11 protein-coding genes are annotated in these 16,257 nt (G+C 53.1%); 5 read left to right on the top strand and 6 right to left on the bottom strand.

Going from position 1 to position 16,257, the window contains the following annotated elements; genetic code table 11:
- Nucleotides 1-11 precede the first annotated feature (11 nt).
- Nucleotides 12-3,107: a SusC/RagA family TonB-linked outer membrane protein gene (locus tag DCC81_RS13770; protein ID WP_165806575.1), complete on the bottom strand. Its 3,096-nt coding sequence runs from the start codon at nt 3,105-3,107 to the stop codon at nt 12-14.
- Between the two features lie 381 nt (nt 3,108-3,488).
- Here DCC81_RS13770 and DCC81_RS13775 point away from each other — a divergent pair, with 381 nt between their 5' ends.
- The gene (locus DCC81_RS13775) at nt 3,489-4,247 is read left to right on the top strand and encodes a DUF4262 domain-containing protein (RefSeq protein ID WP_108687200.1); all 759 of its coding nucleotides are present in this window, start codon (nt 3,489-3,491) and stop codon (nt 4,245-4,247) included.
- A gap of 388 nt (nt 4,248-4,635) precedes the next feature.
- Here the strand turns inward: DCC81_RS13775 and DCC81_RS13780 are convergent, their stop codons facing one another.
- Nucleotides 4,636-5,379 carry a class I SAM-dependent methyltransferase gene (locus tag DCC81_RS13780; protein WP_108687201.1) on the bottom strand — a complete coding sequence of 248 codons (744 nt, stop codon included), beginning with the start codon at nt 5,377-5,379 and terminating at the stop codon, nt 4,636-4,638.
- 245 nt (nt 5,380-5,624) lie between these two features.
- Between DCC81_RS13780 and DCC81_RS13785 the strand changes: the two genes are divergently transcribed.
- Nucleotides 5,625-6,038 carry a hypothetical protein gene (locus DCC81_RS13785; protein ID WP_108687202.1) on the top strand — a complete coding sequence of 138 codons (414 nt, stop codon included), beginning with the start codon at nt 5,625-5,627 and terminating at the stop codon, nt 6,036-6,038.
- 57 nt (nt 6,039-6,095) lie between these two features.
- Here DCC81_RS13785 and DCC81_RS13790 read toward each other — a convergent pair whose 3' ends face one another.
- Complete coding sequence (locus DCC81_RS13790; RefSeq protein WP_108687203.1) at nt 6,096-6,491, bottom strand: acyl-CoA thioesterase; 396 nt, start codon at nt 6,489-6,491, stop codon at nt 6,096-6,098.
- A 79-nt stretch (nt 6,492-6,570) separates the two neighbouring features.
- Between DCC81_RS13790 and ligD the strand changes: the two genes are divergently transcribed.
- From ligD to DCC81_RS13810, 3 genes are all read left to right on the top strand, one after another.
- A complete protein-coding gene (ligD, locus tag DCC81_RS13800) occupies nt 6,571-9,543 on the top strand; it encodes a DNA ligase D (RefSeq protein ID WP_240612985.1) in 2,973 nt (990 codons plus the stop codon).
- A 96-nt stretch (nt 9,544-9,639) separates the two neighbouring features.
- The gene (locus tag DCC81_RS13805) at nt 9,640-10,614 is read left to right on the top strand and encodes a 2-hydroxyacid dehydrogenase (RefSeq protein ID WP_108687204.1); all 975 of its coding nucleotides are present in this window, start codon (nt 9,640-9,642) and stop codon (nt 10,612-10,614) included.
- Between the two features lie 286 nt (nt 10,615-10,900).
- Nucleotides 10,901-11,803 (top strand): metallophosphoesterase family protein, encoded by a 903-nt coding sequence (locus DCC81_RS13810; RefSeq protein ID WP_108687205.1) that lies wholly within the window; start codon nt 10,901-10,903, stop codon nt 11,801-11,803.
- Nucleotides 11,804-12,123: 320 nt separating this feature from the next.
- Here DCC81_RS13810 and araA read toward each other — a convergent pair whose 3' ends face one another.
- From araA to DCC81_RS13825, 3 genes are read right to left on the bottom strand one after another with little or no spacing between them, the layout of a single operon-like run.
- On the bottom strand, nt 12,124-13,623 hold the full coding sequence (gene araA, locus DCC81_RS13815; RefSeq protein WP_108687206.1) for an L-arabinose isomerase: 1,500 nt from the start codon (nt 13,621-13,623) through the stop codon (nt 12,124-12,126).
- Between the two features lie 27 nt (nt 13,624-13,650).
- Nucleotides 13,651-14,349 (bottom strand): L-ribulose-5-phosphate 4-epimerase, encoded by a 699-nt coding sequence (locus DCC81_RS13820; RefSeq protein WP_108687207.1) that lies wholly within the window; start codon nt 14,347-14,349, stop codon nt 13,651-13,653.
- A gap of 23 nt (nt 14,350-14,372) precedes the next feature.
- Complete coding sequence (locus tag DCC81_RS13825; RefSeq protein ID WP_108687208.1) at nt 14,373-16,037, bottom strand: ribulokinase; 1,665 nt, start codon at nt 16,035-16,037, stop codon at nt 14,373-14,375.
- Nucleotides 16,038-16,257 lie beyond the last annotated feature (220 nt).

Consider the following 16,257-nt stretch of genomic DNA (forward strand, 5'->3'; position numbering starts at 1 on the left):
GGATTTTCAGGTTAGAACGAAAGGTTCAGGCCCAGGGTGTACACGCGTGCCAGCGGGTAGTTGGTAAAATCTTCCCCGGGGGTGAGCGCTGTACTGGTGGCATTGCCGGACACGGTTTTACGGCTTACTTCAGGATTGGCCCCGCTGTAGCGCGTAAAGGTGGCCAGGTTTTGCACGGAGGCATACAGGCGCGCATTGCCGATGAATTTTGTCTTTTGCAGCAGGCGTTTGGAAAAATCGTAGCCCAGGCTCAGGTTCTGGATGCGCATGAAAGAACCGTTCTCTATCCAGCCGGAATTCACATCGCGGTAGATCACGCGGGCGCCGTTGGTGGTGGGCGTTTTGCCGTCGCCGGGATTTTGCGGGGAGCGCCAGCGGTTCAGCACACTGCGGTCTACGTTGAAAATACCGTCTATGTTTTGCAGGTACTGATTGGCGGTCTTCATTACCTGCCCGCCCTGTGAGCCTACCAGCACCAGGCCCAGGTTGAGGTTTTTATAGCTCCAGTTATTGGTCATGCCCCACACAAACTTGGGATTGGGATCACCAATGATGGCGAAGTCATTCACCGGTTCTATTACGCCGTTGCCATCTACATCTTTGTACTTGATGGAGCCTACCACGGAGGTCACGTGGTGCGGGCTTTTGGCCAGGTCGTCCGCGTCTTTGTAAATGCCTTCTACTACGTAGCCATAGAACAGGCCCACCGGCTTACCCACTTCCGTGATGTGGGTGAAAGAGCCTTCCCCACTGCGCCCGCTGTAAATGGGATCGTTATGATCATTCAGCGCCAGTACTTTGTTGCGGTTAAAGGCAATGTTGGCATTGGTGGTCCAGTGGAAGTTGCGGCTGTCTATATTAGTGGTGGTGATGCCTACTTCCAGGCCGTGGTTCTCGATCTTACCGGCATTGATGATCACGTTGGTATAGCCCGATGATAACGGCACTTCGGAATTATACAACATACCGTTGGTGATGCGCCTGTAATAATCCACGTTCACCGCAATGCGGTTATTGAAGAAACCTGCATCCACCCCGGCATCCAGCTGGTGCGATTCTTCCCAGGTGAGGTCCGGGTTTGCCAGGGAAGTGCTGGCGCGCCCGCTGGCCAGCTGGTTACCCAGTACATAGTTATTGGTGTTGATAAAGCTCATATAGGTGTAGTTCCCGATATTGTAATTTCCGGAAAGCCCATAGCTGGCGCGCACTTTCAGGTCGCTGAGCCAGTCCACGTGTTTCAGGAAATCTTCTTCGCTGGCCCTCCAGGCAATGGCCCCGGAAGGAAAAGTGCCAAAGCGGGTATTGTACCCAAAGCGTGATGAACCATCGGAGCGCACGGTTCCGGTGATGAGGTATTTGTTTTTGAACCCGTAATTGATCCTGCCCAGGTAAGAGATGATGGACCATTCCTGTACATCCTGGCTGTAAGAGGGAATGTTTGCTGCGGCGCCCAGGGTTTTGATCATATCGTCCGGGTAGTTGTTGGCATTGATCACCATGTTCTCATCCCTTTCCTTTTGCGTGGTGTAGCCGGCCACCACGTTGAGGGAATGGTCTTTCCCAAATTTCTTGTCGTAGGTGACCAGTATTTCAGACAGCCAGTTGAGGCTATTGCCATTGCTTTGGGATGAGTTGGGAATGCTGGGTGGCGGGTTGTTTACACTGCCAATGAAGGATGGATTGAACACGAAGGAGGTGCTGTTGCCATAGTTCACATTGAAGCTGTACTTGGCTTTGAGGCCGGTCATGATCTCAAACTCCGCATAGGCGGTACCCAGGCCATTGAAGTATTTCAGCTGGGTGTTCGCATACTGCAAAGAATTCAGCGGGTTGCCCGCGGTGAACATGCCGGGCGAGGAGATGAAAGGTGTGCGCTGGCCCGTGCTGTCGTACACCGGCACCAGGGGGCTAAGCCAGAGGGAACGGGTGAGCACATCCGTGAAACCGTTCTCAAAATCGTTCAGGCGCTGGGTGCTGTAAGTAGGTGCAATGTTAAAGCCGATGTGAAATTTTTTGCCAATGCGGCTGTCCACATTAGCCCTGGCGGAATAGCGGTTATAGCCGGTATAGCGCAGTACCCCCTCCTGTTTGAAATAGCCGGCGGAGAAATCGTAGTGCGTATTCTCAGAACCACCGTTCACGGCCAGCGTGGCGTTGGTTTGCGGGGCTTTATGCAGGATGGTGTTGTACCAGTTGGTGCCTTCCCCATATTGCTCCGGGTGCAGGTATTCCGCGGGAATGTCCGCATCGGTGGGCGTTTGGCCGCGCGATGCAAAATCGTCTATGATAATGTCTTTGCGGAACTCGGCAAACTCGCGTGCATTCAGCATTTGGGGCCTTCCCTTCTGCGGCACTTCCTGGAAGCCGGTATAGCTGTTGAACTGGATGCGGGGCACGCCGGTGGTACCGCGTTTGGTGGTGACGATCACCACGCCGTTAGACCCGCGGGAGCCGTAAATGGCGGTAGAAGATGCATCCTTGAGGATGGTCACCGATTCAATATCGTCCGGGTTGATGAGGTTGAGCGGGCTGTATTGCTGTCCAAAACTGGAAGCAATGGGAAACCCGTCTATCACGAACAATGGGTCGCTGCCGGCGCCAAACGAGCCGGAGCCGCGGATCTTGATGGAGGCGCCGCCGCCGGGTGTACCGGTCACCGCGCTCACCTGCACGCCCGGTACCTGCCCGGTCAGTTTCTGGTCCATGCCGGCTACGGGCAGGTCCTGGAATTGCTTGCCACTCACGGTGGCCACGGCGCCGGTGGCGTCTTTCTTTTGCTGGGTGCCATACCCGATCACTACGATCTCATTCAGCCCGGAGGCATTGGCGCTCAGTTGCGCGCGGATGATGGTTTGCGTGCCTACGGCAATGCGTTTTTCCTGGTAGCCGATGTAGCGGAAGGAAAGCACATCGGAAGGGGAGGCGTGCAGGGTAAAATCACCGGAGGCATTGGTGAGCGTGCCGGTGGATTTGCCCACTACCTGCACCGTAACGCCCACGAGGGGGCCGTTGGTAGAGTCGGTCACATGACCGGTGATGGTGGTGTTCTGCTGCGCAAGGGCAGCCGGCATCAGGCATGACAGTAGCAGGGCGAAGCACCATGCCATTCGCCAAAGGTAGCGTTGATACATAACGTGGAGTATTATATGATGAAAATCGTACTGAAAGCCGGTTGGCAGCGGCGCATAAAGGTCCTGGTCCCGGCTATGCTGTACCGGGATAACGGGAATGGATATACGATCTATGGCCGCAGGAAGCTCCTAGCTGGAGCGGGTGTTGATGCGATGTCCCATAATAGAGGTGTTTGATAAGTGAGCGCTAATAAATCGACCGTGTTGTTAGGCTGGTCACGTGGACGACCAGGCTGTTGTAAATTTCCGGGCATAGTATCATGCCATAAACAATTTACCAACTATATTCCGGGCAACTATCCTGTGCCATCCTGCGGATAGGGTTGTGAAAATGCGGGAAATGATTTTATTTGCGGTATGGCTACGAATATGATGAATGATCCCAACTTCCGCGAGGAGTTGAAGGCAGCGGTGACGCAGCATGGATGGGTGGTGGTGCCCATGTTAGGTAATGAGCAGGATGCGCTGCCGGATTTTGCACACACGATCGGACTGTGGGGAAATTTCCGGCACCCGGAAATTCTGGTAATGGGATTGCCCGGAGAGGCCGCACAGGCGCTGCTGCACCGGCTTTCCTCGATGGTAAAGGAAGGTAAACAACTGCCGGTACATGCGGACATTACCGGCGTAATAGAAGATCTGCCCGTGCGCCTGCTGCCGGTAGATGCTTCCAATATTCCCGACTTTTTTGGCGCTGCCGCGATTCAATACGATGGATTTACTTTTCCCGCCCTGCAGATGGTGTGGGCAGACAAAGCCGGCAAATGGCCCTGGGAGCGGGAGTTTGATAGCGCGCTGGCGTGGAGGCAACTGTTCCTGCATACCCCCATTGCGTTTAAATTCATGGAATCTGAAGACACGCCGGTGTTTGCAACGGGTGAGGTGTTGAACGGCAGCCACCCGGTGATCGCGGTGTTCCGCGATGCGCAGGGGCGGTGGAATTTCCTGCACGCCACGGAAGTGGAAGGGCCGGCCATGCAGACCACCCTGGGCGCAATGGTGGAGCGGGATGCTTCGCTCAATTCGCTTTTTACCATGCCGCGGAATGTGATCGCGGTGCGGCAGGCGCCGGATGCGGGGTGGGAGTGGTTCCAGTTTAATGCGGATGCACAATAAAGTTGTTTTTTGGGCTTCGGTGGTCGAAGCCCTTTTTTTGGTACGCTCCGCGTGATGGGGGGCGCTGCCGCGGGGGCCTACTTTTTTGCTGGCACAAAAAAGTAGCAAAAAAATGCCTGGCTGTCAGAAAATGGCTAAAATTTACTGCGTGCCGCTGCGATAAACGAAGTCCTACTATTGGGCGGGTTTATCGCTATTGGGCGATTGTGTATTTCAGGATGGCCCACTTCTGCCCTTTGCGCGTGCCCTCCGCAGATCATGGACCCGTCCCCCCGGCGGGGGCAGGGGCGACAATCAAAACAGGGACCCCCATCTTTCAAAAACTACATTGAAAATTCCTAGAAAGCACCTGGTCAACCCTTGTCGTATGGCAAGCATTAAAACGGTGTCACGGATTATAATAAATCCTGCTTTCATACTCGATCGTCGCTAATCCATTTTGCTGGTATTGCTCAAACACCTGTTGCAGATCTTTCATCACCGCATCAAATTCCGGCTCATTTTCCAGCGGCATGTACGATGAAGAAAGCAACTGGCCTTTCAATCCCTGCAGGTCCATGTGCATGCTGTGCATAAAGGATTTTTCTGCCATGCCCAGATCGCCGAAGAAGCTGGTCAGGTCTGGCTCGTGGCTTTTGCGGATGCCGGTGTAGTTGCGGCCGTGCCGCTGTTTGATGGCTTCAAATGCTTTCCCGAAATCGCTGTGGATGGTGCGGTAATTCCAGATCAGGGCAATGTGGCCACCGGGCTGCAGGATGCGGAGAAACTCCCTGCGCGCTGCTTCCGGTTGCAGCCAGTGAAATGCCTGTGCTACGGTGATCAGCTCCACGCTGCCATCCGGCAGGGTCGTGGCTTCCCCGGTGCCATTCACACTCCTGAAAGTAGCGAAGCGGGATAACTGCTTTTCTGCGGCGCTGCGCATATTTTCATTCGGTTCTACCGCAAATACTTCATAACCTTCCTGTAATAATAAAGCAGTAAGAATGCCGGTGCCGGCACCCACATCAGCAACAGGACTGTTGGGCTGGAGATCAAACTGTTGTTGCATGAACTGTAGCATGGCTGCCGGGTAAGTGGGCCTGTATTTCACATAATGGTCCACCCGTTCGGAAAAACGTTCTGTTGGTTTCATAGGTCCTCAATATACGCCTAAAAGCGCGAATGCCCGAGGTGCGGGCTGGTCTGATGATGGTTAAGCCCGTTGATCGGTGAACGGTTCGGACCCTAAATTGTTGGATTACAAAATCTGCTGGATTGTAAATTGCACTTTAACTTTGGATAATGGCAGTTGTAACCGGCTGGCCGGGAATGATTCGCCGTAAATGATCAGCAAATCACTTTTTACAATTTAATAACCTGGCAATTTAACCACCTGAAATGATAGACGCTGCAGATATCCGCATTGGGAATTATGTCTGGTATTATGATTATAACATGCTGGAGCAGGCGTTCCAGGTAGAGGGGATTTACAATGGATATATCTACAACTCCGGGTTGCCGCAAAGTAAGATCACGTTGGAGAAAGCGAATCCCTGCCTGTTGGACGCCTACATGCTGCGCCGCTTCAGCTTCATTGCCGGCGACCCGGATTACAAAGAAGACCCCGACATGTTTTCCCTGAAATATAACCGGCTCAACAGCCTGCATATTAAAGTCACCGGCGATGTTTTCCAGCCCTACACAGATTCGCCGGTAGGCCTGATACCTTATGGACTGCCCATTGTGCATGTGCACCAGTTGCAGAACTGGTATCACGCCCTCACCCGCGATGAACTGGAAATCATGTATTGAAAACATCCTGCAGTGCCATGGCTATTGGTGTGGTGGCGGTATACCGTGGCGATACGGTCACTCCCGTTCCCGCAGGCGCTCATCCGTGTAAGTGATTTCAGTTTTGCCATGGGGCCAGGGCTTCCCGGATTCGTCCACGCTTACAAATACCATTTTGTCAATGGTGAGAATGCTTTTGCGGGTGATCTTGTTGCGCACCTCGCACATGAGTGTGAGGGATGTGCGGCCAAAGTGCGTGGCTTTGATGCCCAGCTCTATAATATCGCCCTGGAGGGCGCTGCTGATGAAATTGATCTCAGACATGTACTTGGTCACACAACGGGTGGTGCCCAGCTGGATGATGGAATAAATAGCAGCTTCCTCATCGATCCAGCGCAGCAGGCTGCCGCCAAATAAAGTACCATGGGCGTTCAGGTCTTCCGGCTTCACCCACTTGCGTGTATAGAAATTCATCTGGTAGAAATTGTTTTTCCGGCCGCAAAGATCGCTAATTGGTCAGACTTTTGTACAGGTTTTCCCAAACCTGCAGCGTATGAGCCTGGCTAAATACAAGGAGAAACGTAGTTTCGACCAGACACCGGAGCCTACCGGCGGCAAAAACAAGGGCAATGCCCTTATCTTCGTGGTGCAAAAACATGCCGCCAGCCGTCTCCACTATGATTTCCGCCTGGAAATGGGCGGTGTGCTGAAGAGCTGGGCCGTACCAAAAGGCCCGTCCCTGGACCCATCGCAGAAAAGACTGGCCATGATGGTAGAAGACCATCCGTTTGATTATAAAGACTTTGAAGGCATTATTCCGCAAGGCAATTATGGCGGTGGCACCGTGATCGTGTGGGACCAGGGCACCTTTGAGCCACTGGAACCAGTGAAAGGTGGCAAGGCTGCCCAGGAAAAGCGCCTGCTGCAGGAACTGGAGCAGGGCTCCCTGAAAGTGGTCTTGCATGGCAGAAAACTAAACGGGGAATTTGCCCTTGTACACACCAGGACCGGGGAAGAAAATGCATGGTTGCTCATCAAGCACCGGGATAAATATGCCACAACGGACGATGTAACGGCATTGGATAAATCCGTACTTTCCAAAAAAACAATAGCACAAGTGGCCGCTTCTACTAAAAATATTTATGGGCACAAGCACACGGCAAAGGACAATGAAGCAGCGCTGGCTGCCCTTGAACGTAAAGGTTTGCTGAAGAAGACCACCACAAAGCGTGGTGCCAAAGAAACTGCTGCAAAAAAAGCAGCTGCTGAAACCTCTGCAAAGAAAACGGTAGCGGATAAAGCAGCCTCCAAAACGCCTGTAAAAAAAGTGACTGCAAAAAAAGCAGCGGCCAAAGTACCCACCCCAAAAGCCGCCGCCGCCAAAAACGGGGCTCCAACAACGGTGAAAAGATCAGCCACGACCCAAATTAAAAAGGCCACCAGCACTACCAGCGCAGATAAGCCGGTAAAGGCCGTAAAAAAAAAGTTTGATCTGAGTGATGCGCCAAAGCGGCCTTTCCCATCATCCTTCTCGCCCATGCTGGCCACACTGGTGGATGCACCTTTTGATGATCCGGGCTGGCGCTACGAGATCAAGTGGGATGGTTATCGGGCGGTAGCCCTCCTGAATAAAAAGAACGTGGAGCTTGTCTCCCGCAATAATAAATCTTTCAATGATAAGTTTTATCCCATCTACGATGCCGTGAAGGCCTGGGGCATCCACGCCGTGGTGGATGGCGAAATAGCTGTGCTCAATGACAAAGGTGTTTCTACCTTTGGTGCGCTGCAAAACTGGCGCAGTGAAGCGGATGGTGACCTGGTCTACTATGTCTTTGACCTGCTTTGGCTGGACGGTCATGATCTCACTGGCCTTCCCCTCACGCGCCGGCGGGAACTGCTGGAACAGGTAGTACCCAAAGAAGGCCCCATCCGCCTCAGTGAAAATTTTGATACTTCTGCCACGGAATTCCTGGCGGCCGCCACTAAAATGGGCCTGGAAGGAATCATCGCCAAAAAGGCGGACAGTACTTACACACCAGGCGACAGGAGCCGCTCCTGGTTAAAGATCAAGGTGAATAAAAGACAGGAGGTAGTGATAGGTGGCTTTACGGTGAATGATGGCACCAGCAAGGCTTTCAGCGCATTGCTGGTGGGCGTGTATGAAGGCGCAAGGCTGCACTACATTGGCAAAATAGGCACCGGCTTCAATGATAAAACGCAGCAATCCATGATGGCGCTGTTTAAACCACTCATCGTGAATAAGCCCCCGTTTAAAGCAGAGCCGGACGTGAATAAGCCATCCCGTTTCCGCCCGCATCCGCCCCATGCGAAGGCCTTCTGGCTAAAACCGGAACTGGTGTGTGAGGTAAGTTATGCAGAAATGACCAGCGATGGCATTATGCGCCATCCTTCTTTTGAAGGGATGCGCGAGGATAAAAAAGCAAAGGACGTAACCCGTGAAGTGGCTGCGCACACGGAAGAAGTAGTGGCGGCAGCAAAGCCCAAACGTGGCGCTAAACCCGCTTCCGGCAAGCGTTCTGCCACAACAGAGAAAACACCCGCCAGTCTTTTACACAAATCCCCCGGCAACATGCGTAAAACGTTATTGAATCCATCGGAAGAGCAACAGGTGCGTAAGGTGAATGGCAATGAACTTACTTTCACCCACCTCAGTAAAGAATACTGGCCGGGTGAAGGAGTGACCAAGCGTGATATGCTCAATTATTACTACCAGGTGGCGCCTTTCATTGTACCTTACCTGAAAGACCGGCCCCAGTCGCTCAACCGCTTCCCGAACGGCATTAAAGGCCACAGCTTTTACCAGAAAGATGTAACCGGCAAGGCCCCGGACTGGATCATCCAATACCCTTATCACACCGGTGAGGGAGAGGATAAGAACTTCATGGTAGTGGAAGATGAGGCCAGCCTGTTGTATATGGCCAACCTGGGCGCCATTGAAATGAACCCATGGAACAGTACCATTAAAAAACCGGAATACCCCACCTGGTGCATCATTGACCTGGATCCATCAGACAAGAGCACCTTTGAGCAGGTGATTGAAACGGCGCAGATGACCAAACAGGTATTGGATGAGCTGAAAGTACCGGGTTATCCCAAAACATCCGGCTCCACCGGGATGCATATCTACATTCCGCTGGGTGCCAAATATACTTATGATGAATGCCAGTTGTTTGCCCGGTTCATTGCATCGCAGGTGCAGCAGCAGCTGCCGGGCTTTACCAGCATAGAGCGCATGGTGGATAAGCGCAAGGGCAAGCTGTACGTGGATTTCCTGCAAAACCGCAACCAGGCTACACTGGCGGCGCCTTACTCCCTGCGGCCCAAGCCTGGCGCTACGGTGAGCATGCCCCTGCACTGGGACGAGGTGAAGAAAGGGCTGAAGATGAAAGATTTTACTATTCACAATGCACTGGAGCGCATCCAGTCGGAAGGGGATATCTTTAAGCCGGTGCTGGGCAAAGGGGTGGATATTGCCAAAGTATTAAAAAACCTGGAGCAAGAGTAGAGCCACTGATTTGGTGTATCTTTAAGCGCAAGTTAAAAACGCGATCTATCCATGGCGTAATAATTGCGAAAGAGGACCACCAATCTTTATCAGGCAATGAAAGTCTTTATCACCCGTGTAATTCCGCAGGCCGGCAAGGACCTGCTGCTAGCCGCCGGTCACACCATTGAAGAATGGACCGAAAAAAGAAATCTTACGCCTGCTGAACTGGTAGCGCATTGCAGTGATGCAGATGCCCTGCTCAGCGCAGGTTCCAATAAAATAGACGCCGCTTTCCTCGATGCAGCGCCCCACCTGAAGGTGATCGCCTTACACGCTGTAGGTTATGACAATGTAGATGTAGCTGCCGCTACCCGGCATGGGATACCCATTGGCAATACGCCCGGTGTGCTCACCAATGCCACGGCGGACACCGCTTTCCTGCTCATGCTGGCTACTTCCCGCAAAGCTTTTTATCTCCACAAGCGCATTATCCGCGGAGAATGGAATTTCTTTGAGCCCACGGCAAACCTGGGCATTTCCCTGGATGGAAAGACGCTTGGTATCTTTGGTATGGGTAGCATAGGCCAGAACATGGCCCGGCGCTGCAAGGCCGCTTACGGCATGCAGGTCATCTACCACAACCGCCGCCGCGATGATACCGCGGAAAAGGAGCTGGGTGCCACCTACGTAGACTTTAATACCCTGCTCCAGCAAAGTGATGTGCTTTCCGTACATGCACCGCTTACACCGGAAACCCAGGGTAAGTTTAATGCTGCTGCCTTTGCGCAGATGAAGCCCTCCGCTATTTTCGTGAACACCGCCCGCGGCAGCCTTCACAACGAATCCGATCTCATTGCCGCCCTGGAAGGTGGCCAGATCTGGGGCGCGGGCCTGGATGTAACCAATCCTGAGCCCATGCACCCGGACAATGTGCTGCTGCAGATGCCCAACGTATGTGTGCTGCCCCACATTGGTTCCGCTACGCAGGAAACCCGCGACGCTATGGCCGTCCTGGCCGCGCAGAACATCATCGCGGGCCTCAAAGGCGAGCGCCTGCCGGCAGTAGTGAACCCGGAAGTGTATGGTTGAGGAAATGTACAGCGTACAACGTACAGCGTACAGCGTACAACGTACAGCGTACAACGTACAGCGTACAGCGTACAACGTACCACGTACGACGTACAACGTACAGCGTACAACGTACTTAACCCGGCGAGCAAAAAAGCGGCATATCGTATACCGGACGCCGTATGTAGCCCGCCGCAGGCGGTACGTTGTACGTTGTACGCTGTACATTGTACGATTAATATTACCTTTTCGTTAACCCTCCTTTCTCCCTTTTTCTTTCGGAAAGGGCGCCTTTATCTTTGCCAGCATGAAGAGAAGAACTTTGCTCCGCAATATGGGCGGGCTGTTGCTTACCGCGCCGCTGGCGGGGCGCAGCATCATCACCGGATCTAAACCTGCATTACGTATAGCCCACCTTACAGATATCCACCTGAAAGATAAATGGGATGCTCCCCGGCGTTTTATAAAATGCCTTCATCATGTGCAAGCGCAATCTCCCAAAGTAGACCTGGTCCTCAACGGCGGTGACGTGGTGTTTGACATGAACAAAGAAAACATGGACACCATCAATGCACAGTGGAAACTCATGAAAGACACGCTGGCCGCAGATTGCAGCCTGCCTGTGCACTATACGCTGGGTAACCATGATATCTGGTGGAATGAAGACGATAAAGGCCAGGCCATCTATGGTAAAAAATATTCCATGGATAAACTGGGCCTCTCTTCCCCTTATTACAGTTTCAACAAAGGTGGCTGGAAATTCATTATCCTTGACAGTGTGCACCTGGACATAGACAATACCTGGTACATTGGTAAGCTGGGGGACGAACAAATGAACTGGCTGAAAACTGAACTGGAAAACACACCCGCTACCACACCGGTGCTGGTGATGACCCACATACCCATCCTCTCTGCCACCAATCTTATTGAAGACGATACCGTGAACCGCTGGACCTTGCTGGGTGGAGACATGATGACGGATAACGCAAAGATCATCCGGCTCTTTTACCAGCATCCCAATGTGAAGCTCTGCCTGAGCGGCCATATTCACCTGCGCGACAAAGTGGTGTATAACAACGTGACTTACCTTTGCAACGGCGCGGTAAGTGGTGCCTGGTGGGAAGGTAACAAGCGGGAAACCGCCCCTGGCTATGGTTTGATAGACCTGTATGCCGATGGCACTTTCACAGAAGCTTACGTCAATTATTAAATTTTCTATATCGCTACAAACAGGAAAGAGGCTGCTTATCGAGGCAGCCTCTTTTGTTTTTGTGCAAGGTCCTGTTTATTTATGCGTTACGTTAAACAAATAATACGTGATCGTATACGTGCCATGCGTGATGTTGTACTGCACGGTGCTCACCGTATTGATACCTGTGCCCAATGCAAGCAGGAAATTATCCTATGCAAAACCTGTGGCAGTAAAGGGTTTACGGTGGCTTGGCGCCATGGCATATACACGTGGAAGGAAAGGGAAAGAACGTGCGCGGAACTACCACGCACGTTCCATGAAAACGAAGGAACTGGTATTTATTTTTGATGCAGCTGGTAGTATACTTCACTCCAGCGCAGTTCATTTTTAAAGCGGTGCAATTCTGTATGTTGGTTAATGAGGGTAAACTCAATGTCAGCCATGTCTGCAAAATTTTCCAGGTGTTCCGCGGTGAGGTTCTGGCTGTAGCAGGTGTGGTGTGCACCGCCTGCGAGGATCCATGCCGCGCAGCCTGTTTTCATGTCCGGGTAAGGTTTCCACAGCACGCGGGCTACGGGCAGCTTGGGCAGCGCGGCTTGTGGTGGCACGGCTTCCACGGTATTTACCAGCAGGCGGAAACGGTTGCCCATATCAATGATAGATGCATTCAGCGCGGGGCCTGCGGCGGAGTTGAACACCAGGCGTACGGGATCTGCCTTGCCGCCTATGCCCAGCGGATGGATCTCGCAGGAGGGCTTGCCATCTGCGATAGACGGGCAGATCTCCAGCATATGTGAGCCCAGTACCAGTGCATTGCCCGGTTCAAAGTGATAGGTGTAATCTTCCATAAAAGAATTGCCGCCCTGCAGGCCGCTGCCCATCACTTTCATGGCACGCACCAGGGCTGCTGTTTTCCAGTCGCCCTCACCTGCAAAGCCGTAGCCTTGCTGCATAAGGCGCTGGGAGGCGATGCCCGGCAGCTGTTTCATACCGTGCAGGTCTTCAAACGTATCGGTAAAGCCTTTGTAGTTGCCATCTTCCAGGAATGCCTTCAGGCCCAGTTCTATGCGGGCGGCATCCTGCAGGGATGCATGGGCTGCCCCTCCTTTGCGCAGGCTTTCCACCAGTTGGTAAGTGTCTGCATATTCCTGCACCAGCTTGTCCACCGCTGCATCGCCCACCTGGTTGATCACGGCCACCAGGTCGCCAATGCCGTGGGTGTTTACGGAGTAGCCGAAGCGGTATTCTGCTTCTACTTTATCACCATCGGTTACCGCTACGTAGCGCATATTGTCGCCAAAGCGCACAAAGCGCGCGCCCTGCCAGTCGTGCCAGCCGGCGGCCGCCCGGGCCCAGGCTTCCAGTTGTGCAATGGTTTCCGGGTCCTGCCAGTGGCCTACCACCACTTTGCGGTTCAGGCGCAGGCGGCTCACAATGAAGCCAAACTCACGGTCGCCGTGGGCGCTCTGGTTCAGGTTCATGAAGTCCATGTCTATCTCGCTCCAGGGAATGTCGCGGTTAAACTGGGTATGCAGGTGGCAGAGGGGTTTTTGTAAGATCTTAAGGCCATTGATCCACATCTTGGCAGGGGAGAAGGTATGCATCCAGGCAATAATGCCGATGCAATTTGCCGCGGCATTTGCCTGCTGGCATACCTGGTAGATCTCTTCCGGTGTTTTTACCGTGGGCTTAAACACCACGTGTACCGGTATATTGCCTGCATCCAGGCCACGGGCAATGGTTTCAGCGTGTGCAGCCACCTGCTTCAGGGTGTCTTCTCCATAGAGGTGCTGGCTGCCGGTAACGAACCAAACTTCCAATTTTTTTAAGTCTGTCATAACTGAATTTTTATTCCTTGTTTTCGTTTAATCCTGGCCGTAGTAAGCACCATCACCGTGTTTGCGCTGGTAGTGCTTTTGAATGAGGGAGGCTTTGAGGCGGGAGCAATCGCTATAGATCTGTTCCGTGAGGTAGGCCATCTGTGCCACCGCTTCCAGCACGGCACTGTTGTACACAGCCTTGGAGGCGGTTTTGCCCCAGGTAAAAGGCGCATGATTGCCTACCAGGATCATTTCCACTTCTTCGTAGCGGAGGCCTTTATCGCGCAGGGCGTTCATGATCTGGAAGCCTGTTTCATATTCATAATTGCCCTTGATCATGGCGTCGTCCATGGGCGGTGCACAAGGGATGTCCGCGGTAAGATGGTCTGCATGCGTGGTGCCGTACACGGGAATGTCGCGCAGGGTCTGTGACCATGCGGTGGCGTAGGTGGAGTGCGTGTGCACAATGCCACCAATGTTTTCCCAGTGTTTATAAAGCACAGCATGGGTGAGTGTATCTGAAGAAGGGCGCAGGTTGCCTTGCACGGTCTTGCCCTCAAAGTCCACGATCACCATTTTTTCCGGTGTTAGCTCATCATAAGGCACACCGCTGGGCTTTATGGCAAACACGCCCTGCTGGCGGTCTGCAGCACTTACATTGCCAAAGGTAAAAAGCACCAGGCCTAATTTAGGCAATTGCATATTGGCTTCATAAGCCGCTTGTTGAATATCCTGGTATGGCATATAAAAAGATTAAAGCGTGTTACTTAGTGCGTATGGGCTTCTATGAAAGCGCCCAGTTCTTTATAGCGTTCATAACGTTGTGCATAGATGGCAGCACGGCCGGCATCCGGCAGGTATTCTGCTTCAAAACCCTGGCCCATGGCCTGCATTGCGGCTTCCACGTTTGGATAGATCCCGGCGGCCGTAGCGGCAAACATGGCCGCACCAATGGCACAGGTTTGCTCCGTGCGGTGAATGCGGATGGGCATGTTGATCACATCGGCCATCATCTGCATAATGTAAGGCGACTTCTTGGCCACCCCGCCCAGGCCTATCAATCCCTTCACAGGAATGCCCTGGTCCACGAAGCGGTCTACAATAGCCCTGGCGCCAAAGCAGGTGGCTTCCACTACCGCGCGGAAGAGGCGGGGCGCATCGCTGGCCATATTCATCCCGGTGATGCTACCTTTTAATAACTGGTTGGCGTCCGGTGTACGGCGCCCATTGATCCAGTCCAATGCCAGTTCTGCCTGCACATCCAATGGCAGTGCCGCAGCGGCTTTGGTGAGGGCGGGAATAATATCGTCTGACGTCTTTTGCAAGGTGGCTTTCATGTTTTCATCGCTGCATTGCGCAATGGCTTGCTGCAAAGGCCAGCTCACTATTTTTTTAAACCAGGCATAGGCATCGCCAAAGGCGCTCTGGCCGGCTTCCATGCCGATCATGCCGGGTATCACAGAGCCGTGTACCTGGCCGCAGATGCCGCGCACCAGTTTGTCTTTTACTTCTTCCACAGGCGCTACCAGCATGTCACAGGTAGAGGTGCCCATTACTTTGCTTAAATAGTAAGGTGCTATTTGTCCACCCACGGCGCCCATGTGTGCATCAAAGGCACCGATGCCTATGATCACCTCCGAGCCCAGTCCCAGGCGTGCAGCCCATTCTGCAGAGAGCGTACCGGCTGCTTCGTTGGCGGCGTAAGTGACGGCCGGCATAGCAGGGGCAAATCCATCCAGCAGCGGGTCCAGGGAAGCGAAGAACCCGTTGGGCGGGTAGCCGCCAAAAGCCGCTGCCCATAAGCCTTTGTGGCCGGCGGAGCATACGCCGCGTTTCAACTGCTTTATATCATTACCGCCGGATAAAAGGAATGGGATCCAGTCGCAATGTTCTACCCATGACACTGTAGCTTTGCGCACGGCTTCGTCCGCGCGCAGGATGTGCAGCAATTTAGCCCAGAACCATTCAGAAGAATAGATGCCGCCCACGAACTGCAGGTAGTCGGTGTCGAACTTTTTTGCATGCGCATTGATCTGTGCTGCTTCTTTCACGGAAGTGTGATCCTTCCACAGCACAAACATGGCGTTAGGATTGTGGGCAAACTCTGGCAGCAATGCCAGGGGCTTTCCTGCTGCATTCACCGCTACGGGGGTGGAACCGGTGGTATCTACGGAGATGGCCTTCACTTTTTGTGCAGCACCAGGCCCTGCCTGTGCCAGGCAGTCCCTGATGGTGTATTCCAATCCTTCCACGTAATCCAGCGGGTGCTGGCGGTAGCGGCTCTCCGCCGCATCGCAGTATAACTGATCGCGCCAGCGCGGGTAATTAAAAACGGAAGTGGTGATGATCGCTCCATTGCCTGCATCTGCAAGCACGGCCCGCACGGAATCCGTACCGTAATCAAGGCCAATTACATAATCTTGTGTGTTCATACCGGGAATTAATACTTGTCAAAGTAACACTTATTTTGAATTCTAAAAGAATTTTTAATGTCTGTTCGACATTTGTGCGGCCCCATCCGGCAGGTACCGGCGGCAGGAAATGCGGATCAGTGGCGGGGATGGCGGGTAAAAGGTGGCATTGGATTTTTTTTGAAATCACGCAGGTTTAAACTTGCGTATCGGGGACACAATGCGCACCTCGGGAAGGGGT

Source organism: Chitinophaga parva (assembly GCF_003071345.1).
GTDB lineage: Bacteria > Bacteroidota > Bacteroidia > Chitinophagales > Chitinophagaceae > Chitinophaga > Chitinophaga parva.

Coding starts and splice junctions, on each gene's coding strand:
- DCC81_RS13780 (WP_108687201.1), bottom strand. CDS start 5,379: ATGAAACCAACAGAACGTTTTTCCGAACGGGTGGACCATTATGTGAAA.
- DCC81_RS13775 (WP_108687200.1), top strand. CDS start 3,489: ATGGCTACGAATATGATGAATGATCCCAACTTCCGCGAGGAGTTGAAG.
- DCC81_RS13770 (WP_165806575.1), bottom strand. CDS start 3,107: ATGGCATGGTGCTTCGCCCTGCTACTGTCATGCCTGATGCCGGCTGCC.
- DCC81_RS13820 (WP_108687207.1), bottom strand. CDS start 14,349: ATGCCATACCAGGATATTCAACAAGCGGCTTATGAAGCCAATATGCAA.
- DCC81_RS13805 (WP_108687204.1), top strand. CDS start 9,640: ATGAAAGTCTTTATCACCCGTGTAATTCCGCAGGCCGGCAAGGACCTG.
- DCC81_RS13825 (WP_108687208.1), bottom strand. CDS start 16,037: ATGAACACACAAGATTATGTAATTGGCCTTGATTACGGTACGGATTCC.
- DCC81_RS13810 (WP_108687205.1), top strand. CDS start 10,901: ATGAAGAGAAGAACTTTGCTCCGCAATATGGGCGGGCTGTTGCTTACC.
- ligD (WP_240612985.1), top strand. CDS start 6,571: ATGAGCCTGGCTAAATACAAGGAGAAACGTAGTTTCGACCAGACACCG.
- DCC81_RS13785 (WP_108687202.1), top strand. CDS start 5,625: ATGATAGACGCTGCAGATATCCGCATTGGGAATTATGTCTGGTATTAT.
- DCC81_RS13790 (WP_108687203.1), bottom strand. CDS start 6,491: ATGAATTTCTATACACGCAAGTGGGTGAAGCCGGAAGACCTGAACGCC.
- araA (WP_108687206.1), bottom strand. CDS start 13,623: ATGACAGACTTAAAAAAATTGGAAGTTTGGTTCGTTACCGGCAGCCAG.